The sequence below is a fragment of the Parvimonas parva genome, assembly GCF_016552165.1.
Lineage (GTDB): Bacteria > Bacillota > Clostridia > Tissierellales > Peptoniphilaceae > Parvimonas > Parvimonas parva.
Map to the genome: position 1 here is coordinate 1 of NZ_JACVDA010000021.1, position 23,674 is coordinate 23,674.

The following is a 23,674-nucleotide window of genomic DNA, read 5'->3' on the forward strand; positions in this document are numbered from 1 at the left end:
GCAACATCAAAGCTAACTGATACTAATAAATCGAAAGCTTGACCAGAAATATATACTCTTTAATTAGAGGATTTCAACGAAATATATTACAAAATATTTAAATTAAGTTTCAAATTTTTTGTTTGAAACTTATAATAGTATATAGAGTAAATTTTACTTTATATTAAAAGTATGGCTACGATAGCTAAGAGGATACACCCGTTCCCATCTCGAACACGGAAGTTAATGACCTAACAGCAATCTATGATTGCGTCGTAGGTCAGATGCAAAGAAACTCAATTTTTAATTATGAAATTTTTAAAAATTGTAAGTTTCGACTGCGAAAGCTCAGAGCTTAACGTAATATATTGTAAAATAAAAAAAGTATGGCTACGATAGCTAAGAGGATACACCCGTTCCCATCTCGAACACGGAAGTTAAGCTCTTAAACGTCGAAGGTACTAATACATTTCGTATTGGAAGATTAGAAAGTAGCCAAACTCCTAGGTAGCTCAATGGTGGAGCACCCGGCTGTTAACCGGTAGGTTGTGGGTTCGAGCCCCACCCTGGGAGCCAATTGTGCCGGGGTGGCGGAACTGGCAGACGCACAGGACTTAAAATCCTGCGATGTTAACTCATCGTACCGGTTCGATTCCGGTCCTCGGCACCAATTAAATTTTTATATCGCGGGATGGAGCAGTTTGGTAGCTCGTCGGGCTCATAACCCGAAGGTCGTAGGTTCAAATCCTGCTCCCGCAACCATAGAACAACTGAAAAGTTGTTCTCAGACTGATGACAAAGGTGTCAATGAGAAATCATTGGCACTTTTTTAGTGGAGAAAAGAGTTAAAAAGTGGTATAATAATATAAAGGGAGATGTTTAAAATGCTACATAAGAATGATGAAAATAGAGTAAATCAAGTGCAAATGGTAAGTATAGATTCTTTAGTTCCGAAGAGTCATCTTTTAAGGAAAATAGATGAAACAATAGATTTTTCCTTTATTTATGATTTGATAGAAGATAAATATTGTTTAGATAATGGCAGACCAAGTATAGATCCAATAGTGCTTTTTAAGATAATATTTTTAAAATACATTTTTGGAATAAAAAGTATGCGTCAAACAATAAGAGAAATAGAGGTAAATGTAGCATACAGATGGTTTTTAGGATATGATTTTTATGATAAGATACCACATTTTACAACATATGGACAAAATTACAAGAGAAGATTTAAAGATACAGATATATTTGAAAAGATATTTGTAAATATATTAAGGCAAGCAGAGAAACAAGGCTTTGTAGATGAAAAGATACAATTTGTAGATTCGACACATGTAAAAGCACATGCAAATAGACATAAGAATATAGAAGTAAAGATAGAAAAGAAAGCAAAGAAATATCATAGTCAATTAAATGAAGAAATAAAAAAAGATAGAGAATTAAAAGGGAAAAAGGAATTAAGTCCCACCGATGGAAAAGAAATAATAAAAAAGTAGAAAGTACAAATGAGAAAGGGAAAGCAAAAATGCAAATAAAAGCTCTCCTAACTTTTGCGTGCCTAAATATGAAAAAATTAGCAAATATGATGAGTAAATTAGGTAGAAAGAGACCTAATTTTTTAATTTTCAGAGAAATTTATATAAAATTTAAGATTTTAATAAATTCTAAAGTAATTTTTAACTAAAAACAAAAATACATAAAAAAAGCGCAGACAAAACTAATGCTTTATCTGCACTCTGACACAACTCGTTAGGGTTGTGTTTTTTTGCTAGTTACTAGATGTTTTGCATTGTAAAAATTTTTTACTGATTAAAAATATACAAGAATTAATATCATTGCAAAAAAATATATTTTATGATAAAATGCTTATAACAGTTAATAAACTGAAAACTTTAATAGGAGGTAAGTTATGGAAACTGAAGTTAGTATAGTAGTTGGAGTAATAGCAATTTTGTTACCTATAATTGCTATGTTGTTAAGAGATAAACTAAATAGAAATTTAATAAAAATTATACCTATAATTAGTATGACTTTGTGTTCTATTTCTATTTTGATACATTTGTTTATGTATCAAAGACTTGCAGGGTTAAATGCAATAGTGGATATTCAAGATACAATATGGGGAAGTGTTATGGGAGCTATGTTGTTGATTGGGATTTGTTCATTTATAAACATTATTGCAAATTTAGCTTTAAATGAAGAATAAAATTTTTAAAAACTGTTACATTTTGTAGCAGTTTTTTTGTGGGAATTTTTAATTAGCTATTGACTTTTTATATTATCTGTATTATTATATATAATACAAGGAGGTAAAAAATGTTTTTTATTGATACTTTATCGGAAGTTCCGATTTATACTCAAATCTGTAATGGAATTATAAAAGAAATTGCAGAGGGAAATTTGAAAAATGGTGATGTGTTACCGTCTGTAAGGCAACTTGCAAAAGATTTTGGAATCAATCCAATGACTGTAAATAAGGCTTATGGAATATTGAAAAGTGAAAATGTTATTGAGATTGATAGACGTGTAGGCTCGATTGTCTATGTTAGATGTGATGAAAAAAATGTTGAAAATATTAAAGATAATTTACAAAATTTAATTAATGAGGTTAAGATGAGAGGTCTTAGCAAAGACTTTTTAATTGAGATTATAGAAAGGAGTTTTTAGTATGATTTACGATTTTATTTTGATTGGATGTCTATGGATGATTTTTGTGATAAGTTATTTTTCACAAAAGAAGGGATTTTCTTACAATAATGGAAAAATTTTGCTTACTACAATTCCTATAAATGAGGTAGATAGTGAGGAAGTTCAACAGATTAGTAAAAAAGGGTTAAAGAGTTTTAAATTACTTCATTTAGTGTTTTTTATAATTTCATTTTTACCACTACTTACTAAAACTGATATAGAAATTCTATTTTTTATTGGAATAATATTTGCTTATATAATTTCTCTTGGGGTTTTAGCGAATAAATATATAAAACAAATGAGAAAGCTAAAAAAGGAAAAGAACTTTGCGAGTTTTACTAGAAAGTATGTGGATTTATCCGTTGCAAAGGAAATAGATAAACAAAAACTTCCAATTTTCCTTTGGTTAATTCCATTGATAGTTTTTGTTGTTGGTTTCTCTATTTTTGGAACTTTTTCCGATATGGAGTTAATTTTGTTTATTTGCTTGTCAACAACTTTAATGGCAATGATATTTATGGGACTTTTCTGGAGAAAGACTAAAATATCAGTAATAAGCGATAACAAAGAAAAGAATTTATATATAAATAAAATTAAAATTATAAAACTTCAAAATAAAATTTTTACTTTAGTAAATGTATATTCTGTTTTATTTTTAGTTTTAATATATTTACAAAAAATGGATAAATATTCTTTTCTTCCTTTTGTAGCAAGTATAATACTGATTACATTTTTTATCTTTTATATTATATCTACTGTTAATAAAATTGATATGGAAATAAGCAGTAATATAGAAGATGATAAATTTATTGAAGATCAAGACGAATACTATGATATTTTTGGATATAAAAATCCGAACGACCCAAGATTTTTAGTGTCCGATCCTATGAATACAGGTAATACCGTTATTAATCGTGGAAACAAAAAAGGAAAAATTTTGTTTGTCTTCTCGAATATACTTGTAGCATTTGTTATTATAATTGCATTGGCTTTAAGTTTTGAAAAAGGCTGGAAAGTTGAAATTTCAGATACTGTTAAAATTTCAACGATGCTTTATAAAGATAATATAAAACAAAGTGATATTGAGAATATAGAATTGCTTGATAAATTTCCTAATAAAAGAGCTATTAGAATGAATGGTGGGGCTACTAAAGAAAAGGCTTATGGTAATTTCTCTTTAGAGGGAGAAGGAAATATAAGACTTTACAGATTCAACAAAGTTGATAAAATAATAAAAATAACCAGAAAAAACAAAAAGACAATCTATATAAATAAAAGAACAATCGAAGAAACGGAAAAACTTTTTGAAGAATTGAAAGATTTTAAGTAATGAAAAATGCGTTACAAATTTGTAACGCATTTTTAGTTATAGTAATTCTAAAATATGTTTTTCAATATCTTTTGGCTCTGTTGTAGGAGCAAATCTTGAAATAACATTTCCATTTTTATCTATAAGAAATTTTGTGAAATTCCATTTTATTTTATTTCCTAAAATTCCTGATTTTTTAGATTTTAGAAATTGATATAATGGGTGAGCGTCTTTTCCGTTTACTTCTATTTTTTCAAACATTGGGAAAGTTACTCCAAAGTTTAAACTACAAAAAGTTTTAATTTCCTCGTTTGTTCCAGGGTCTTGGTTTTTAAATTGATTACAAGGAAAACCTAAAACGACAAAATCTTTATCTTTGTATTCATCATATAATTTTTGTAGTCCTTCAAGTTGAGGAGTGAAACCACAAGCACTTGCTGTGTTTACTATAAGTAAAACTTTGTTTTTGAATTTTTCCATTAAAACTTCATTTCCATCAATGTCATTTACTTTAAATTCATAAATATTCATTTCTACCTCCAATATTATTTATAAAATCTATTTATTTTAATACCCTAAAAAATATGTTTACAAACATTTAATTGTTTATATTTAGAAGAATTTATTTTTGTGACAAATTTAGTATTAAATAAATTAATAGTTATTAAATTTTAAAATGGAAAATATCGATAAATTGTTGTATTGTTTTATGGCTAAAGTTAAGGATAGTACCGTGTATGAAGATTTACACAGTCGATTGTACCCAAATCGAAGATTTGGACAATCTTTACCTCATACCTACTATGTTTTAAAGCAAACAAGTTAGTGCTAGATTCATTTCACTCACTTCATTCGTTTCGTTCGAAATGACGAAATAAAAGAAACGGTCGAGATGAGGTATAAAAGAAATACTTCATTCCATAATGTAATTGTATCATAACAGTATTTAACTCTGAAAAACACTTGACAATATATATAATAGTACTTAATTCTGAAAAATACTTGACAAATATATATATATATATATATATAATAGTATGTGTAAAATATTATTTACAGTGCAAAGGTGTCTTTGTAGTATGATAAATTAAAAATGAAAGGAGGAGAAAATGAAAAAACGAAGCTTTTACATTATTATGGGGATAATATTATTTTGTGCGCCTCCTGTGTATGCGGATCAACTTGTGAAAATCCCATTAACATCTGAGACTTCTAGACTGATTTCAAAAGGAGAGATACGTTTGGAAGATGGGAAAGTAGATTCACTTTTGTATAAAGGTAAAATCTTGGATCCAAATGCAGATGATGATGGTGATGGCTTAGTAAACGCTTCAGAAATCTACACTTACATAAAAGACGGAAGAACCTATTATGGTTATGTTAGTCATCCCCTGCTTTATGATACAGATGGGGACGGTGTTAATGACAAGGTAGATAGCCACCCACTCGTATGGGATGTATCTGTTAGAGATATGGTGATGTTCATGGAGCTAGTCTATCGGGAAGATAATTACATCCGTCAAGTATTGGATGAAACGAAAGATTTGCAAAACTTGTATGAAAATAGGCTTGAATATTCTATGATGCATAAGGAACTATCTAAGTTCTGGAAAGTGAAAGAAATTTATCATTTAAGTGGTGGTTTTGATGCAGTTTTATTTGAAACTCGGAGCGTTTATCCATATTTAGAAAATAACACTGTTCAAGTACTTGGAATAAGAGGTACCAAAGGTGTAAATGATGCAGATGATGATATAAATATCTTTTTTGGTTCGAATCCCGGTCAAGCGAAAGTACTGGATGACTTATTGCAAAAATTGAATACGGATCCTAGCATCCGTAATTTGTATGCCACAGGCCATTCTCTAGGCGGATATTTAGCGCAAAGAGGTTTGATAGAAGCTAGTAATAAAGGCTATAAGTGGTATAAAAAAACCTATACCTTTAATGCCCCTAAGATTAAAGGAAGTATATTTCATAAATGGCTTTACGATGTAGCTGACAAAGGAAATCAACTAACCAAAGAGGGAAAAGCGGTTCACTATATCGTTAACAATGATAATGTGATTTCAGGTGTAGGAACATTTGAAGGAGCAATTAATGTTGGAGCATCAGCTAATGGCCATGGTTCAAGAACTTACTTTGAAAAACTTGTAAATGACTTGCCAGGCTTCCATGTTGATAGACGCTATGGGATGAATGGTTCTGGTTATGAAGATGACAACTTGAAGCAATTACGCTTTGATACCATAATGGATAATCAAGTATATACAGAGATTCGTGCAATTCCAGAAGTCGTCTACCAAGGCGAGAAAGTGGATTTGACGGATAATATCAGCGGATTGCCAGAAGGTAGTCGAGTAGAAGTTATCAAGCAAGTCTCAAGTGAAACAGCAGGCACTTTTGAAGGCAAGGTCAAGGTTATCTTTAAGGACGGATCGAGTCGTATCGTCTCTGTTCCAGTAACTGTGAAAAGCCGAAGCGCAGCTATTCCGCTTACGCCGATACCAGAGATTAAGCCGGAGCAAATCACAGCAGAAGTCGTCTATCAAGGCGAGAAAGTGGATTTGACGGATAATATCAGCGGATTGCCGGAAGGCAGCCGAGTAGAAGTTATCGAGCCGGTCTCAAGTGAAACAGCAGGCACTTTTGAAGGCAAGGTCAAGGTCATCTTTAAGGATGGATCGAGTCGTATCATCTCTGTTCCGGTGACCGTGAAAAGCCGTAGCACAGCGATTCCGCTGACACCGATACCGGAGATTAAGCCGGAGCAAATCACAGCAGAAGTCGTCTACCAAGGCGAGAAAGTGGATTTGACGGATAATATCAGCGGATTGCCGGAAGGCAGCCGAGTAGAAGTTATCGAGCAAGTCTCAAGTGAAACAGCAGACACTTTTGAAGGCAAGGTCAAGGTTATCTTTAAGGATGGCTCGAGTCGTATCGTCTCTGTTCCAGTGACTGTGAAAAGCCGAAGTGCAGCTATTCCGCTTACACCAATACCAGAGATTAAGCCGGAGCAAAAGCTACCTGAACTAGGTAGTGCTACATCGAACCAATATGGATTAATAGTTTCCATATTAACTAGTTTGTGTAGTCTATTTTGCTTCACAAAAAGGAGGAAAAAATAAAAAGTGAAAAAATCTATAGTGACAAATTTTGTCAAATTTAGAAAAAAATATTTATCTAGACGCAAAGGGATATTAAGCTTTGTTGTAGCGATCACGCTTTTACTTACTTCATTACTTACTTCATTACTTACTGTGTCCCCTACTGTATCTGCAGCGGGATTTCCTAATGAAGGTTACGGAGTATCAGCTGATGGAAAATATTATTCGGTAGGGACGAAGAATAGATTAGGGATGGTAACTTCCGATGAATCTAGACAGGTTGTAGAAGAATTTGCATTCTGTATAGCTTCTGGTAAGAAAATTCCTTTTATTTCCGACGATGATCAGCCACATGGTATTTTTGAGCAAATTAGAGATTTGAATGAAGAGACGAATTATGAACTTCTTAAAGGCAATCACACTTATTCCGCTCTAGCAAAAACTAAGTCAGAATACTGGGAGAAATTTACCAAGCTTATATATATGTATCTTGCAGATCCAACCGATATTATTAAAGAATGTTGGGGAAACGACTTGGGTAAAGCTAGAGATGAGTTTTATAATGTCATTCAGAATGAGATTTGGTTTATAACAGATGGATACAATGTTCATCCGCAAGCAAATCCATACCTTTTTTATCGATTTTACTCAGAAGCTCAGCAAAGAGCAGTTTATAAAATAAGAGAGGATTTGCATAAAATTAATGTGCCATACAAAGATATGGAATTTCGCGGCTACAAGCCACATTTTGTTTCAGGTGCAGGCTATCAAGCCTTAGTTACTGGTCGCTTTAAGGATGAACCGGTAGATATCACTGTAAAAAAAGAGTGGGAAAATGTATCTACCGGAACCAAAACTCCAGATGTATATATTCAACTGTTAAGAAATGGAACTCCAGAGGGTGACCCAAAGAAGCTTGAAAATGATCAAACCAAGTTTACTATCCCGGCGAAGAAAACATTGAGTCAGTATTCCGTAAAAGAAGTTAATAAAGACGGTAAAGATTGGGTAGCTGATGGATACGAAGCTGGGAAAGTTCAAAAAATAAGCGAAAAAGAGTATAAAATTGTAAACAAAAAAACAAAAGTAAAACCTGGTATCGTTAAGGTACAGAAAGTTTGGCGTGGACACGTGGATGCTGCAAATAGACCAGATGTATATTTCCAACTTATGCAAAACGGAAACCCTGTTAAAGGTCAACTAAAGAAATGGGAAGGACAAGATGTTGAATTTAACATTAAAGATGAGGACAGCATTGCTAGTTATAGCGTTAACGAAGTAAAAGCTAACGGAGACAGGTGGTCTGAAAAAGGATATGATGAACCGATTGTTACCAAAAAAGCGGATGGTTTATTTGAATTTGAAAACCGTAAAAGTGATGGTAAAACTCATGAAATATCTATTTTAAAAGTACAAGAGGATGGTAATACTCCACTTAAAGGAGCCCAACTTGCCATTAAGCGCTTGTTTGCTGATGGCGGAGGTGTGCGAGTAGGGACAGCATGGATGAGTGATGGAAAATCTAAGAAACTTGAACTTGGTGTAGGAGACTATCAACTTGAAGAATTAGCTCCTCCTACGGGCTACGACCTTGCTACTTCTATTACCTTCAGAATTTCAGAAGATGGGAAAGTAAGCATCAAAAAGAATGATTCGTTTGTAGAGCAAAAGGATACAACTATTAAACTTATTAATAAAAAAGCAGAACCTAAAAAGTATTCCGTAAAAATCCAAAAGGTTACCGGAGACGAAGCGAAACAAGAGGCCTTGCCAGGAGCGAGGTTACAGGTGTTACAGAATGGTGTTCAAAAAGATATTTGGAATTCTCTCTTAGCACCGACAGAACTTAAACTTGAACCTGGAAATTATACTTTAAAGGAGATTAAAGCACCTGAAGGATATGGAAAGCTTACTACGGATATTGCTTTCACTGTTGAAGAAAACGGTAAAATTTTCTCTACAACTACAGGAACAGATGTGTTTACTATAGAAGATAACTTGATCACTATACGCAACAAAAGTGTACCTTATATTGAAACAACTGCGAATATCAAGAAAAATCAAGAATTTGTAGGTAAGCGTGTATCCGTAAAAAAAGGTAGTGAAGATTCTACAAAGCTAGCTGTTAGCGATGAGATTTCATATTCAGGATTTGAAGATGGTTCCTATGTTGCTTTAGCAACCCTTATAAAGAACCATGATGAAAATCAGATTGTGTCTAAGAACAGTACGGAGTTTACAGTTAAAGATGGGAAGTCTAAGGGAGTTGTAAATGTTGAACTTTCATTTACAAAAGAAAACCTTGAACTAGATAAAAATGAATTTACAGTTCTAGAGGAAGTGTATCGTAAGGAGGATGTAGTTGACGGCGAAGCCAAGAAAGGGACTACACCAGTTGCAACACACAGGGATGTCAAAGACGAACAACAAACAGTTATAGTGGATTATGTGCCTAACAATTTTGTCTTTAATTTTTATAAAATTGATCAAAATAGCAACCCACTTGCTGGTGCACGTTTAAAAATTACAACTGATAAAGGTATAGATGTTCCGGGTATGGTTTGGAATAGCTTGGGTCAACAACCAACGCCTGTTTATCTATCCGCGGGTTCTTATATCCTTAAAGAAATAAAAACACCGGACGGCTTTACAACGCTCGAAGATACTCCGTTCACTGTAAGCGAAGATGGAGAAATAAAGTTTAAAGATAATAAGCTTATCACATCAGAGAGTAAGCCTGATGGGACATCAGTAAAAGTAACCAATACTAAAAAAGATATTCCAAAACCAGAAGAATTAAAGGAAATTTCTATAAGTAAGCAAAACTTAGCAGGAGAAGAAATTGAGGGAGCGAAAATTCAAATAAAAACTCTTGATGGACAAGTAGTTAAGGGTAAATTAGGAGAAGAGTCTGATAAAGATTTAAGTTGGACTTCCGGAAAAACTTCTCAAAAGATTTCCTTAAAAGCTGGAACATATATATTCCATGAAGAAACAGCTCCAAAGGGATATACAACTGTAACAGATATTAAGTTTACAGTTGATAATGACGGAAAAATTTCTGATTTAAAATTCTTTGAAAACGGAAAAGAAACGAAAGTTCCGACAGAAAACGAATCAAAAGTTGAAGGAGAAACTAAACTTGTTGTAAAAGATAAGATTGAAGAAAAAGCTGTCATAAATACTTCAATAGGATTTGATGGGAAATTTGCTAAAGTTGGACAAGAATTGAACTTGACTAAAGATAAGGCTGGAACTGATAAAACTGTTGAAGATAAAATAACGTATAAAAATTTACCAAGTGGTCAAAAATATACTTTTAAGGCAGATTTATATGAATTCCCACTAGATGCTAATGAATGGAAAAAGGTAGGTTCTAGTAATGTGACTGTTGATGTTCCAGAAAGTGGAAGTGGAGAAACTAAAGTTAAGTTTGAAACAATTACATTAAATGGTGGAAGTAAATACACAGTTGTAGTAAAAGTTGAATCAAATAATAATTTATTGGAAAAAGAAGGTAAATTAGAAAAACATATCATCAATCATAATGAAGGCAAAAATGATAAAGCTGAAACTATAATAGTTGAAAAAGATATTCCACAACCAGAAGAACCAAAGAAAAAAGATATAGTAGTAAGCAAAGTACAACTTGGAGACGATAATAACGAAGTAAAAGAAGTAGTAGGAGCAAAAATACAAATCTTTGAAGGTGAAAATAAAGGTGGAAAGAAAGTAGATGAATGGACAACAGAAAGCGGAAAGAATCATGAAATAAAAGGCTTAGAAGTTGGAAAGAAATATACATTACACGAAGAAGTAGCACCAAATGGACTAAAGGTAGTAACAGACTTTGTATTTACAGTTGATGAAAACGGCAATGTAAAAGTAGAAACAATATTGACAAGCGGAAAGGCAGAGTTTAAAGACGGAAAACTTATAGTAACAGATGATAAGGAAGTTGTACAACCTGAGGAACCAAAGAAAAAAGATATAGTAGTAAGCAAAGTACAACTTGGAGATGACGACAAAGTTGTAAAAGAAGTAGTAGGAGCAAAAATACAAATCTTTGAAGGTGAAAATACAAGTGGAAAGAAAGTAGATGAATGGACAACAGAAAGTGGAAAGAATCATGAAGTAAAAGGCTTAGAAGTTGGAAAGAAATATACATTACACGAAGAAGTAGCACCAAATGGACTAAAGGTAGTAACAGACTTTGTATTTACAGTTGATGAAAATGGCAATGTAAAAGTAGAAACAATATTGACAAGTGGAAAGGCAGAGTTTAAAGACGGAAAACTTATAGTAACAGATGATAAGGAAGTTGTACAACCTGAGGAACCAAAGAAAAAAGATATAGTAGTAAGCAAAGTACAACTTGGAGATGACGACAAAGTTGTAAAAGAAGTAGTAGGAGCAACAATACAAATCTTTGAAGGTGAAAATAAAGGTGGAAAGAAAGTAGATGAATGGACAACAGAAAGCGGAAAGAATCATGAAGTAAAAGGCTTAGAAGTTGGAAAGAAATATACATTACACGAAGAAGTAGCACCAAATGGACTAAAGGTAGTAACAGACTTTGTATTTACAGTTGATGAAAATGGCAATGTAAAAGTAGAAACAACATTGACAAGTGGAAAGGCAGAGTTTAAAGACGGAAAACTTATAGTAACAGATGATAAGGAAGTAGTACAACCACAAGAACCAAAGAAAAAAGATATAGTAGTAAGCAAAGTACAACTTGGAGATGACGACACAGTTGTAAAAGAAGTAGTAGGAGCAAAAATACAAATCTTTGAAGGTGAAAATACAAGTGGAAAGAAAGTGGATGAATGGACAACAGAAAGCGGAAAGAATCATGAAGTAAAAGGCTTAGAAGTTGGAAAGAAATATACATTACACGAAGAAGTAGCACCAAAGGGACTAAAGGTAGTAACAGACTTTGTATTTACAGTTGATGAAAATGGCAATGTAAAAGTAGAAACAATATTGACAAGCGGAAAGGCAGAGTTTAAAGACGGAAAACTTATAGTAACAGATGATAAGGAAGTTGTACAACCTGAGGAACCAAAGCCTGAGGAACCAAAGCCTGAACCGAAACCGGAAAATCCAAGTCCAAAACCGGAGCGAGAACCAAAAATGAAGAAAACTTCAATAGGATTGAGTTCAAGTATATCAATGGTATTAGTTGGAATGGCAGGATTGGTTATTTCATCAAAGAAAAGAAATAAATAGTAATTAAAAAAGACTGAGTTTATTATAAACTTAGTCTTTTTAATTAAATTGTTTTTAGAATTTTTTGTAAACTTTTGTAAATCATTGGTACTAATATTGAACAAACAATTATTTCAGGAACACCATACACAGTTTGTCAAAAGGATGAACTCTTTTAGTATCTTTAAAATGTGTAAATTCAAAGCCATTATCGGTTTGAATAATTTTAAGGAGTATAACCAAAGTGTTTAATAGTCATTTTAACAAAAGTAACAGTACTATAAGAAGATTGTTCCTTACAAGAATTAGGAACATATTTAACATCAAGTTGCATTTTAACACCAATTTTAGTAGGAGTATCATATCCTTTCTAGTTAATTTATTTATTGTTTTAATTATACAGGATATTCTCTTTTTTTGTACCCTTGGTCTCACATCAATTGTATCATAACAAAAATACTTCATTCCATAATGTAAAGTATTTGACTTTTTTGCTTTTTTGTAGTATAATATAGCACATATTTTGAGATTAAACGTTGAAGAGGACGGAATTTGTGAATTAATTTAGAGAGGCAGTGTTTGGTGAAAATTGCTTTATGAAACATATTCGTATCAACTTGGAGTTTTTGGGTAATTCCGTTAAAGATTAATGAGTGATTTAAAATTTTTGATTTTAAATAATTTGGGTGGTAACACGGATATTTCGTCCCTAAGATTTTTTCTTAGGGACTTTTTTATTGAATTTATAAAAACTAATAAAAATGGAGGTATATATGGCAAAGTTTAGAGAGCTTTCAAAAGAATCCGTTAAGGATAGAGAAATGAAAACGTCAGCATATTGGAAAAAAATAGATTTGTTGCATGAGTCTGTGAATGCTAGAGAAGGTGGAAAGAATTACATATTTTTTGATGGTCCACCAACTGCAAATGGTAAACCCGGTATTCATCATGTTATAAGCCGTACTTTAAAGGATATGACTTGTAGATATAAAACAATGAAGGGCTTTAAGGTTAAGAGAAAAGCCGGTTGGGATACTCATGGTCTTCCTGTTGAAATTGAAGTTGAAAAAAAATTAGGGCTTTCAAGTAAGAAAGAAATAGAAGATTATGGTGTAGAAAAATTCTGTAAGGAATGTAGAGAGTCTGTATTTGTTTATGAAAGTAAGTGGAGAGAAATGTCTGAAAGAATGGCTTTCTTAGCAGATATGAACAACCCTTATATAACTCTTGATAACAATTATGTTGAATCTGTTTGGCATCTTTTAGATGAAATTTTTAAAAAAGGTTTAATGTATGAGGGAGCGAAGATTTTACCATATTGTCCACGTTGTGGAACCGGTCTTGCATCTCACGAAGTTGCTCAAGGTTATGAAATGATTAAAACTACAACAGTTTATGCTAAATTTAAGAAGAAAGATGAAGATGCTTATTTCATCGCTTGGACAACAACTCCTTGGACTCTTCCTTCAAATGTGGCTTTAACTGTCAATCCGAATGTAACTTATGTTAAAGTAAAATATAAAGATGAGTTTTTCTATTTAGCTGAAAATTTAGCAACTAAAGTTTTAGGTGAAGATTATGAAGTTGTAGAAAAATTCTTAGGAAAAGATATGGAATATTGGGAATATGAACAACTTATTCCTGAAATTGAAGTAAAACAAAAGGCGTTCTTTGTAACACTTGCCGACTATGTAACTGTTGATGATGGTACGGGTATCGTTCACTCTGCTCCTGCTTTTGGGGAAGATGACTATCAAACAGGAAGAAGATATAATCTTCCATTAATCAATCCGGTTAATGAAGAAGGTAAGTTTAGCACTACAAGATATGAGGGTAGGCCCGTTATGGAATGTGATGCAGATATTATCACATATCTTTTTGAAAATAATAAGGCGCTTAAAAAACAAAAAGTAGAACATAATTATCCACATTGTTGGAGATGTCATACTCCTTTAATTTACTATTCAAAACCGTCTTGGTACATCGAAGTAACTAAATTTAAAGAAAAACTAATTGAAAATGCAAAGGCTGTTAATTTCTATCCTGATTTTGTTGGGGAAAAGAGATTTGGAAACTGGCTTGAAAACTTAAATGACTGGGCAATTAGCCGTTCAAGATATTGGGGAACACCTTTCAATGTTTGGAAATGTGATTGTGGACATTGTACAAGTGTCGGCTCAAGAAAAGAATTAGCCCAAAGAAGTATTGAAGATATTGACGAAAATATTGAACTTCATAGACCTTATGTAGATAATGTTCATTTAAAATGTGAAAAATGTGGTGGCACAATGACAAGAGAAAAGGACGTTATCGACGTTTGGTTTGACTCTGGAGCAATGCCATTTGCACAACATCATTATCCATTTGAAAACAAGGAAAACTTTGATGAATTATTCCCTGCAGATTTCATCAGCGAGGGAATAGACCAAACTCGTGGTTGGTTCTATTCATTACTTGCTATTTCAACACTTATAACAGGAAAATCTCCTTATAAGAATGTTTTGGTAAATGATTTAATTTTAGATAAAGACGGCAAAAAGATGAGTAAATCTCGTGGAAATACTATCGACCCGATTGAATTGTTTGACAAATTCGGTGCCGATGCAGTAAGATTCTATTCACTTTATGTTTCACCACCTTGGGTACCAACAAAGTTTGACGTTGAGGGACTTAGAGAAATTGAAAGTAAATTCTTTAGGTCATTTAAGAATACTTACAACTTCTTCCAACTTTATTCCGGAACTGACGACATTGACCCAAGAGAATTTTTTGTTGAATATGATAAAAGACCTGAAATTGATAGATGGATATTATCTCGTTTCAACAATCTTTTAAAAATGTATAATGAAAATATGGATAAGTTTGAAGTTACAAAAGTTGTTCGTGCAATCTCCGACTTTGTAATCGAGGACCTTTCAAACTGGTATATCAGAAGAAATAGAAGAAGATTCTGGAAAACAGAAGTTGATGATGATAAAAAGGCTGTTTACAATACAACTTATGAAATTTTACTTGGAATTTCAAAAATTATCGCTCCGATAACTCCATTTATCGCAGAAGAAATGTATTGTAACCTAACTGACAAAAAGAGCGTTCACTTAGATTTCATTCCTGAATATAACGAAAAACTAATCGATGAAAAATTAGAAGAAAAAATGGATATCGTTAGAAATCTTGTAACAATTGGACGTGCAAGTCGTGAAAAAGTTAAAATAAAGGTTAGACAACCACTTTCTGAAATTGTTGTTGATTATGCTTTAGAAGAAAAAATTGGCGACTTAACAGAATTGATTATGGAAGAACTTAATGTTAAAAAAGTTGTATTCGAAAAAGATTTATCCGAATTTATGAACTATATGTTAAAACCTGATTTCAAAGTTTGTGGAAAAATTCTTGGTGCAAAAATAAAAGCATTTGGTAATTTCTTAAATGAAACAAATCCAAAAGAATTTTTAGAAAAACTTGAAAAAGGCGCAGTTTCAGTAGAATTAAATGGAGAAGAAACTGAAATCTTAAAAGAATATGTCGATGTAAAAGTTAGTGCAAAAGAGGGATTTGACGTTACAATGGAAAATAATCTATTTGTAATCTTAGATACGACTTTAACTGATGAATTACTTGACGAAGGCTTTGCAAGAGAAATAGTTTCAAAAGTACAACAAATGAGAAAGTCAAACGACTTCGACGTGCTTGATGAAATTAAAATAAAATACACTTGCACAGACAGGCTTAAAAAAGCAATTGAAAATTATAAAGAATTTATAATGAAAGAAACATTGGGGGTTGAACTAAACTTCGTAGAGAACTTAGATACAGAAGAAGTTGACTTTAATGGAGAAGTTGGTAAATTATTTGTAGAAAGAGTTTAGTAAATTTAATACAAAATTTAATCAAAGGCGAGATTTTTTCTCGCCTTTTTTCTTGATATTTTATTTCATATTTATTATAATAGAAAAGGAAATTGTTTTATATGGGGGTGCTTTATGGCGAATATAGAATTTAAGTTTAGGGATAAGTCAATTAAAAATGGAGATAGAACTAAGCTTTGTGCTATTTTAAATGTTACACCGGATTCTTTTTCTGACGGTGGAAAATATTTTGATGTTGAAATGGCTGTTAAGAGAGCGAAGGAACTTGTTCGTGGTGGAGCAGACATTTTGGATATAGGTGGAGAATCAACTAGACCAGGAAGTAAATTGATTTCCGTAGAAGAGGAAATCGAAAGAATTGTTCCGGTTATAAAGGCTATAAAATCTGAAATGGACGTTATTATTTCAGTTGATACTTGGAAGTCTGAAGTTGCAAAGGCGGTTATAGATGCTGGAGCTGATATTATAAATGACATTACGGGTTTACTTGGCGATGAAAAAATGGTTGATGTAATTGCAAATTCAAATGTTGGTTATGTTATGATGTTCAATCCTGTTATCATAAGACCTGAACATGACGGCTCTAAAATTTTTCCAAAGTTTGGAAAGAATGCTTTTATGACTGACAAAGACTTGGAATATTTACAAAGTTTAAATATTTTAGATATGATGGAAGAGAGTTTTAATAAAACTTTGAAGATTGCACTTGAAAAAGGTGTTGAAAAGGAAAGAATATGTTTAGACCCGGGTATCGGTTTTGCTCTTACAAAAAGAGAAAATCTTGAATTGATTAAAGGAATAGACAGAATTCATGACATGGGATATTTATCATTTTTAGGTGTTTCAAGAAAGAGATTTGTTGTAAATATTTTAGCTGAAAATAATATTGAATCGGATATAAAAACTGAAGAAGGATTGTTTAATGTTGACTTAGCATCTGCTTATTTGAGTGCTATTGCATCTTTTAAGGGAGTGAATATTTTAAGAGTTCACGATTTTAATAAGCATTTTTCTGCAATGTTGATTGGTGATTCGATTAGAATGGCTGATAAGAGTGAAGATATTAATTTTGGTGCATATAAAAAATAGGAGGTTTTGATGAGTAAAGTTTGGATTGCTTTAGGAAGTAATATGGGAGATGGTCGTAAAAATCTTGATGAGGCTGTTGAAAATATGAATAAAAATGGAGTTAAGGTTGAAAAAATTTCAACATATATTGAAACTGAGCCTTACGGTTATACGGAGCAAGATAATTTTGTAAATGCTGTTTGTATAGCTGAAACTGAGCTTAGCCCTAGAGAGCTTTTAAAAACACTTTTGGCAATAGAGCTTGAAATGGGTAGAGTTAGATTGATTAGATGGGGTCCTAGAATTATAGATTTAGATATTTTATTCTATGAAGATTTGATAATAGATGAAGAGGATTTAAAAGTTCCGCATATTGAAATACAAAAGAGGTCTTTTGTTTTAGAACCAATGGACGAAATTAGTCCTGAAAAAGTTCATCCTGTTTTCAAAAAGACTGTTCACGAGTTGTTGTTGGAGTTAAATGAACAATGCTAAATGTTGAATTAGTTAGAGTTAAAGTAAAAATTATTCAGTCTGAAGTTGTAATGATACCGAATAAAGTTAGAGAAGTTATGAAATAGAGTTAATATTTGCCGGATTATATTTGCAATTCGGCTTTTTTATCTAAATTCTTGAAAAATTGACATTTTTATGTTAAGATTATAGTCGAATATGAAATTTTAGGAGGTTTTTTATGACACCACATAATAGAGCGATAGAAGGAGAAATTGCAGAAACTGTCTTAATGCCGGGGGACCCTTTAAGAGCGAAGTTTATTGCAGAAAATTTTTTAGAAGATGTTACTCTTTTCAATGATGTAAGAGGAATGTTAGGATATACAGGAACATATAACGGAAAAAAGGTTTCTGTTATGGGAAGTGGAATGGGAGCACCGTCAATCGGTATCTATTCTTATGAATTAATCCATTTCTATGGAGTTAAAAATTTAATTAGAATCGGTTCTTGTGGAGCCTATAGCGATAAGTTAAAATTATATGATGTTGTTGTTGCAATGGCTGCATCAACTGACTCAAATTTTGCTCATCAATATAAATTAGACGGAACTTATTCAGCGAACTGTTCTTGGGAGCTTTTAAGAAAAACTTATGAAGCGTCTAAGGAACAAAATATTGATATTAATGTAGGAAATGTATTCTGTTCAGACATTTTTTACAATGCATCACCTGATGATTGGAAAAAATGGGCAAAAATGGGAGTTCTTGCAGTAGATATGGAAAGTTATGCTCTTTATTGTAATGCTAATTATGCAGGAGTTAATGCAATTACGATTTTAACTGTTTCAGATTCATTTATTTTTGAAGAAAAAACTACTGCTGAAGAAAGACAAAAAAGTTTTACAACTATGATGAAATTAGCATTGGAGATAGCATAATGGAATTAAATAGATATATGGATCACACTGCTTTAAAAGCAGATACTACTTATGAAATGATAGACAAACTTTGTGATGAGGCTAAAAAATACGACTTCTTTTCTGTTTGCGTTAATGGCTGTCATGTAAAGAGATGTGCTGAAAATTTAAAAGGCTCAAATACAAAAGTTTGTACTGTTGTAGGTTTTCCTTTAGGAGCAATGACAACAGAAAGTAAAGTTTTTGAAACTGAAAATGCAATTAAAAACGGTGCAACTGAAATTGATATGGTAATCAATGTCGGAGCGTTAAAATCAGGAGATTTAGACTTTGTATATAACGATATAAAGGCGCTTGTTGACGTTACAAGAGGAAAAGCACTTTTAAAAGTAATTTTAGAAACTTGTCTATTAACTGATGAAGAAATTGTAAAAGTTTCTAAGCTTTGTGTTAAAGCCGGAGCTGAATATGTAAAGACTTCAACAGGATTTAGTACTGAAGGTGCCAATGAATATGTTGTTGAACTTATGAAAAAAACAGTTGGAGAAAATGCAAAAGTAAAAGCAAGTGGTGGAATTAGAGATAAGGCAACAGCTTTAAGAATGATTGAACTTGGAGCTGAAAGACTTGGAGTTAGTGCAAGTGTAAAAATAATTTCAGAATAATTTTTAGGAAGTTGGAAACAACTTCCTTTTTTGAAATAAAAAATAATCAAATTTGATTATAATTATTTTTTACTGGGTATATTTTCATAAAATCAGAAAGGGGATGATTTTATGAAAAAATATTTAATACCTTTTGTTTTATGTGTTTTTATAATAGGACTTGTATCAACATATAAAATAAAAGCAAAAAAAGGAGAGAAAACTATGGAAAAACCAAAAATTGATGTTAGTTTAATCAAAAATAAAGGTGAAATTTATCTTGCCGGTGGATGTTTTTGGGGCATTGAAGGATACTTTTCAAAAATTGAAGGAATAGCAGATACTACTGTTGGTTATGCAAATGGAAGTGGCTCAGAAACAAGCTATGAAAGAATTAAACATACCGGCCACGCAGAAACAGTTCATATAGTTTATGATAAAGATAAAATTTCTCTTGAAGAAATTTTACAACATTATTTCAGAATAATTGAACCTACAAGTGTGAATAGACAAGGTAATGATGCAGGTAGGCAATATAGAACTGGTATATACTTTGTTGATGAGAACGACAAAGCTATTGTTGAAAAATTTATTGATGGGCAAAGAAAAAATTTCGATAAACCGATAACTGTTGAAGTTGAAAATCTTAAAAACTTTGTTGTAGCAGAAGAATATCATCAAGATTATTTAAAGAAAAATCCTGGTGGATATTGTCATATTGATTTAGGGCTTGCAGATAAACCACTTGAAAGAATAGACGGAAAATATAAAAAACCAAGTGATGAAGAATTGAAAAATAAACTAACAGATTTACAATACAGAGTTACTCAAAATTCTGCAACTGAAAGACCTTTCTCAAGCGAATATGACAAATTTGATGAGCCGGGAATTTATGTAGATATAGTTACAGGAGAACCACTTTTCTCTTCAAGGGATAAATATGATGCAGGTTGTGGTTGGCCGAGTTTTACAAAACCGATTGACGAAAATATAAATTATAAAAATGATGAAAGTCATGGGATGAAAAGAACAGAAGTTAGAAGTAAAGGTGGAGATTCACATTTAGGACATATATTTGATGACGGCCCAAAAGATAAAGGTGGAAAAAGATATTGTATAAATGGAGCATCTTTGAGATTTATTCCATTAGCTGATATGGAAAAAGAAGGATACGGAAAATATATTGATAAAGTTAGATAGAAATATTTTTTAGATTTAATTAGGAAAAGGTATATAACTTGAAATATTTAGTTATATGCCTTTTTACTTTTTGTAAAAATATGAAATAATATAATATATTTTCACTTTAAATAATCTTTAAATGACAAATATGATGAAATAAATATACTTTTATACAATAACCATAAAACTGTATTTATTATAACATATTTATAGATATTTTTTTGGAGGTTTTTTTAAATGATAATAAAAAAACAAAAGTTTTCCCAAAAATGTATTGACTTATTTATAAATTAATAGTATAATACAGTTAATAAATTTTATAGGAGGTATTATATGAACTTATTATCAAGTTTTGTATTACTTAGCGATTCAGCACTTGTTGATACTATCAACAAAATAAACGATTTTATCGCTGGTAATATATTAATGTATGGATTGCTATTTGCGGGATTATTCCTTTCATTTATTTTGGGTTTCCCACAAATTACAAAAATGGGAAAGGCTTTCAAACTAGTTTTTGGTGGACTTTTCAAAAAACAAGAAGGACCAAAAGAAGAAGGTTCAATGTCTTCATTCCAAGCACTAGCAACAGCAGTAGCTGCTCAAGTTGGTACTGGTAACGTTGCAGGGGTTGCAACTGCTATTACAGCAGGTGGACCTGGAGCAATTTTCTGGATGTGGTTATCAGCATTCTTTGGAATGGGAACAATTTTCGTAGAAGCAGTTTTAGCTCAAAAATATAGATCTAAAATTGATGGAGAATTCGTAGGAGGACCTGCATATTACATATCAAAAGGTATGAAAAATACTGGAGTATTCGCTAAATGTTTAGCTGGATTCTTCGCTATTGCAATCGTATTAGCTTTAGGATTTATGGGAAATGCCGTTCAATCAAACTCAATAGCATCAGGTATTAAAGGTATCCAAGGACTTGAAGGAATTAACCCAGCTATGATTGGGGTAGTTATAGCTATCTTAGCAGGATTAATCTTCATAGGTGGTATCGACAGAATTGCAAAATTTGCTGAATTAGTAGTTCCGATAATGGCAGTTGTTTATATCTTAGGAAGTATTGTTATTTTAATTATGTTTGCTAACGAAATTGGACCAACTTTCGCATGGATTTTCAAGAGTGCATTTAGTGGTACAGCAGTAGCCGGTGGTATCGCTGGGGCAGCAGTTAAAGCGGCTGTTCAAAAAGGGGTAGCGAGAGGATTATTCTCTAACGAAGCTGGTATGGGTTCTACACCACATGCTCATGCGGTTGCTAATGTAAAACACCCTGCTGAACAAGGTTTAACAGCTATTATCGGTGTATTCATTGATACAGTTTTAGTATGTTCTGCAACAGCACTTTCTATCTTAGTAACAGGTGCTTACAATGTAAAGGGAGCAGACGGAAAATTCTTAGCTGGAGCTCAATTAACTCAACAAGCATTTAGAACTGCATTTGGACAAGGTGGAGCTATTTTCTTAGCTGTTTGTTTATCATTCTTTGCATTTACAACAATCGTTGGTTGGTACTATTTCGGAGAATCAAATATCAAATACTTATTTGGTAAAGCTGGATTATGGCCATACAGATTTGTAGTTCTTATCTGTATCGTAGCCGGTTCTCTTGGAGAAGTTGCTATCGTTTGGTCATTAGCAGATATTTTCAATACTTTAATGGTATTACCAAACTTAGTTGCAATTCTTTGGTTATCATTTGAAGCTAAAGCTATTATGAAGGATTATAACCAATGCTTACTAAATGGCGATATTCATTATGATTATGAAGTAAAATAATTGATTAGTTAAATTTGATTTTTAAGGAGAGAGTTATCTCTCCTTTTTCATTTGGAAAATTGTTTTTAGTTTTAAACAAATTAAATTTTTAATAATTTTGTAACACTTTTGTAATAATTTTGTAATTTTTTATCCTTATTTTTAGCTATTTGTTGATATTGTATAAAAAATATGATAAAATTGACCATAGTGAATAATTATTTTTGAATAATTATTAGGAGGTAGTTATGAGAACTAAAAAAAGAATTTTACTTTTAGGAATTTTAGGATTTTCGTTATTAAGTTCTAATATATTGAGAGCTGATACGGAAGGAAATTGGGAAAAGTTAAATAACGGTAAATGGATATTTATACAAAATGAAAAAAGAGTAAAATCAAATTGGGTTGATTATAAAGAAAATTGGTACTATCTGTTATCTAATGGAGAAATGAAAGAGAATGGCTGGGAAAAAGTAAATGGCTGTTGGTATTATTTTGTAGATGGAAAGATGTTATCAAGTCAATTTATAAACTATAAAGGAGACAAATATTATTTAGGCGAAAGTGGAGCTATGGCTGTAAATACCAAAATAGCTGGATATAATATAGACGGAGAAGGCATAGCAAAAAAATTAGAAGAACATTGGGAACAAAAAAATAATAAGTGGTTCTATTATGGAGAAGATGGAAACTTATATAAGAATAAGTGGACAAAATATAAAGGCGTATGGTACTATCTACTATCTAATGGAGAAATGAAAGAAAATGGCTGGGAAAAAGTAAACGGCTATTGGTATTATTTTGTAGATGGAAAGATGTTATCAAGTCAATTTATAAACTATAACGGAGACAAATATTATTTAGGCGACAGTGGAGCTATGGCTGTAAATACCAAAATAAATGGATATTATATAGACGAAGAAGGCATAGCGAAAAAATTAGAAGAACATTGGGAACAAAAAAATAATAAGTGGTTCTATTATGGAGAAGATGGAAACTTATATAAGAATAAGTGGATAAAATATAAAGGCGTATGGTACTATCTACTATCTAATGGAGAAATGAAAGAGAATGGCTGGGAAAAAGTAAATGGCGATTGGTATTACTTTGTAGATGGAAAGATGTTATCAAGTCAATTTATAGACTATAACGGAGACAAATATTATTTAGGTGAAAGTGGAGCTATGGCTGTAAATACCAAAATAAATGGATATTATATAGATGAAGAAGGCATAGCGAAAAAATTAGAAGAACATTGGGAACAAAAAAATAATAAGTGGTTCTATTATGGAGAAGATGGAAACTTATATAAGAATAAGTGGATAAAATATAATGGCGTATGGTACTATCTGTTATCTAATGGAGAAATGAAAGAGAATGGCTGGGAAAAAGTAAATGGCTATTGGTATTATTTTGTAGATGGAAAGATGTTATCAAGTCAATTTATAAACTATAACGGAGACAAATATTATTTAGGG

General features: G+C 31.9%; 13 protein-coding genes, 3 tRNA genes, 1 rRNA gene and 3 pseudogenes. 18 read left to right on the forward strand and 2 right to left on the reverse strand.

Annotation, left to right across the window (positions count from 1 at the left end):
* The first annotated feature begins 364 nt into the window (after window positions 1-364).
* The 8 genes and pseudogenes from rrf (at window position 365) to IBJ83_RS06865 (ending at window position 3,997) form a co-directional block, all read left to right on the forward strand.
* Window positions 365-480, forward strand: a 5S ribosomal RNA gene (rrf, locus tag IBJ83_RS06830).
* Window positions 481-555: transfer RNA gene (locus tag IBJ83_RS06835), tRNA-Asn, on the forward strand. It abuts the rRNA gene before it with no gap.
* A 5-nt stretch (window positions 556-560) separates the two neighbouring features.
* Window positions 561-649: transfer RNA gene (locus tag IBJ83_RS06840), tRNA-Leu, on the forward strand.
* A gap of 15 nt (window positions 650-664) precedes the next feature.
* Window positions 665-741, forward strand: a tRNA-Met gene (locus tag IBJ83_RS06845).
* Between the two features lie 122 nt (window positions 742-863).
* Window positions 864-1,439 (forward strand): annotated as a pseudogene (locus IBJ83_RS06850) (transposase); the annotation flags it as partial.
* A 449-nt stretch (window positions 1,440-1,888) separates the two neighbouring features.
* Window positions 1,889-2,185 carry a hypothetical protein gene (locus tag IBJ83_RS06855; RefSeq protein ID WP_201275885.1) on the forward strand — a complete coding sequence of 99 codons (297 nt, stop codon included), beginning with the start codon at window positions 1,889-1,891 and terminating at the stop codon, window positions 2,183-2,185.
* 110 nt (window positions 2,186-2,295) lie between these two features.
* Entirely contained in the window at window positions 2,296-2,646 is a 351-nt protein-coding gene (locus IBJ83_RS06860) for a GntR family transcriptional regulator (RefSeq protein WP_201275886.1), read from the forward strand.
* Between the two features lies 1 nt (window position 2,647).
* Window positions 2,648-3,997 carry a hypothetical protein gene (locus tag IBJ83_RS06865; RefSeq protein WP_201275887.1) on the forward strand — a complete coding sequence of 450 codons (1,350 nt, stop codon included), beginning with the start codon at window positions 2,648-2,650 and terminating at the stop codon, window positions 3,995-3,997.
* 36 nt (window positions 3,998-4,033) lie between these two features.
* Here the strand turns inward: IBJ83_RS06865 and IBJ83_RS06870 are convergent, their stop codons facing one another.
* The gene (locus tag IBJ83_RS06870) at window positions 4,034-4,507 is read right to left on the reverse strand and encodes a glutathione peroxidase (RefSeq protein WP_201275888.1); all 474 of its coding nucleotides are present in this window, start codon (window positions 4,505-4,507) and stop codon (window positions 4,034-4,036) included.
* 578 nt (window positions 4,508-5,085) lie between these two features.
* Between IBJ83_RS06870 and IBJ83_RS06875 the strand changes: the two genes are divergently transcribed.
* Together IBJ83_RS06875 and IBJ83_RS06880 are read left to right on the forward strand one after the other, a co-directional pair.
* On the forward strand, window positions 5,086-7,104 hold the full coding sequence (locus tag IBJ83_RS06875; protein WP_201275889.1) for a Rib/alpha-like domain-containing protein: 2,019 nt from the start codon (window positions 5,086-5,088) through the stop codon (window positions 7,102-7,104).
* A gap of 3 nt (window positions 7,105-7,107) precedes the next feature.
* Window positions 7,108-12,315, forward strand: a complete 5,208-nt coding sequence (locus IBJ83_RS06880; RefSeq protein WP_201275890.1) for a SpaA isopeptide-forming pilin-related protein — start codon at window positions 7,108-7,110, stop codon at window positions 12,313-12,315.
* 126 nt (window positions 12,316-12,441) lie between these two features.
* Here the strand turns inward: IBJ83_RS06880 and IBJ83_RS06885 are convergent.
* Window positions 12,442-12,664 (reverse strand): annotated as a pseudogene (locus IBJ83_RS06885) (IS481 family transposase); the annotation flags it as partial.
* 403 nt (window positions 12,665-13,067) lie between these two features.
* Between IBJ83_RS06885 and ileS the strand changes: the two are divergent.
* The 8 genes and pseudogenes from ileS to IBJ83_RS06925 form a co-directional block, all read left to right on the forward strand.
* Window positions 13,068-16,163 (forward strand): isoleucine--tRNA ligase, encoded by a 3,096-nt coding sequence (gene ileS / locus IBJ83_RS06890; protein ID WP_201275891.1) that lies wholly within the window; start codon window positions 13,068-13,070, stop codon window positions 16,161-16,163.
* Window positions 16,164-16,277: 114 nt separating this feature from the next.
* Window positions 16,278-17,252 carry a dihydropteroate synthase gene (gene folP / locus IBJ83_RS06895; protein ID WP_068471781.1) on the forward strand — a complete coding sequence of 325 codons (975 nt, stop codon included), beginning with the start codon at window positions 16,278-16,280 and terminating at the stop codon, window positions 17,250-17,252.
* A gap of 9 nt (window positions 17,253-17,261) precedes the next feature.
* The gene (gene folK, locus IBJ83_RS06900) at window positions 17,262-17,726 is read left to right on the forward strand and encodes a 2-amino-4-hydroxy-6-hydroxymethyldihydropteridine diphosphokinase (RefSeq protein WP_201275892.1); all 465 of its coding nucleotides are present in this window, start codon (window positions 17,262-17,264) and stop codon (window positions 17,724-17,726) included.
* Window positions 17,727-17,925: 199 nt separating this feature from the next.
* On the forward strand, window positions 17,926-18,624 hold the full coding sequence (gene deoD, locus IBJ83_RS06905) for a purine-nucleoside phosphorylase (protein ID WP_201275893.1): 699 nt from the start codon (window positions 17,926-17,928) through the stop codon (window positions 18,622-18,624).
* A complete protein-coding gene (deoC, locus tag IBJ83_RS06910; RefSeq protein WP_201275894.1) occupies window positions 18,624-19,268 on the forward strand; it encodes a deoxyribose-phosphate aldolase in 645 nt (214 codons plus the stop codon). The genes deoD and deoC overlap by 1 nt, the downstream gene beginning before the upstream one ends.
* Window positions 19,269-19,379: 111 nt before the next feature.
* On the forward strand, window positions 19,380-20,447 hold the full coding sequence (gene msrB / locus IBJ83_RS06915) for a peptide-methionine (R)-S-oxide reductase MsrB (protein ID WP_201275895.1): 1,068 nt from the start codon (window positions 19,380-19,382) through the stop codon (window positions 20,445-20,447).
* Between the two features lie 315 nt (window positions 20,448-20,762).
* A complete protein-coding gene (locus IBJ83_RS06920) occupies window positions 20,763-22,217 on the forward strand; it encodes an alanine/glycine:cation symporter family protein (RefSeq protein WP_201275896.1) in 1,455 nt (484 codons plus the stop codon).
* A 227-nt stretch (window positions 22,218-22,444) separates the two neighbouring features.
* Window positions 22,445-23,674, forward strand: a pseudogene (locus tag IBJ83_RS06925) (hypothetical protein); the annotation flags it as partial.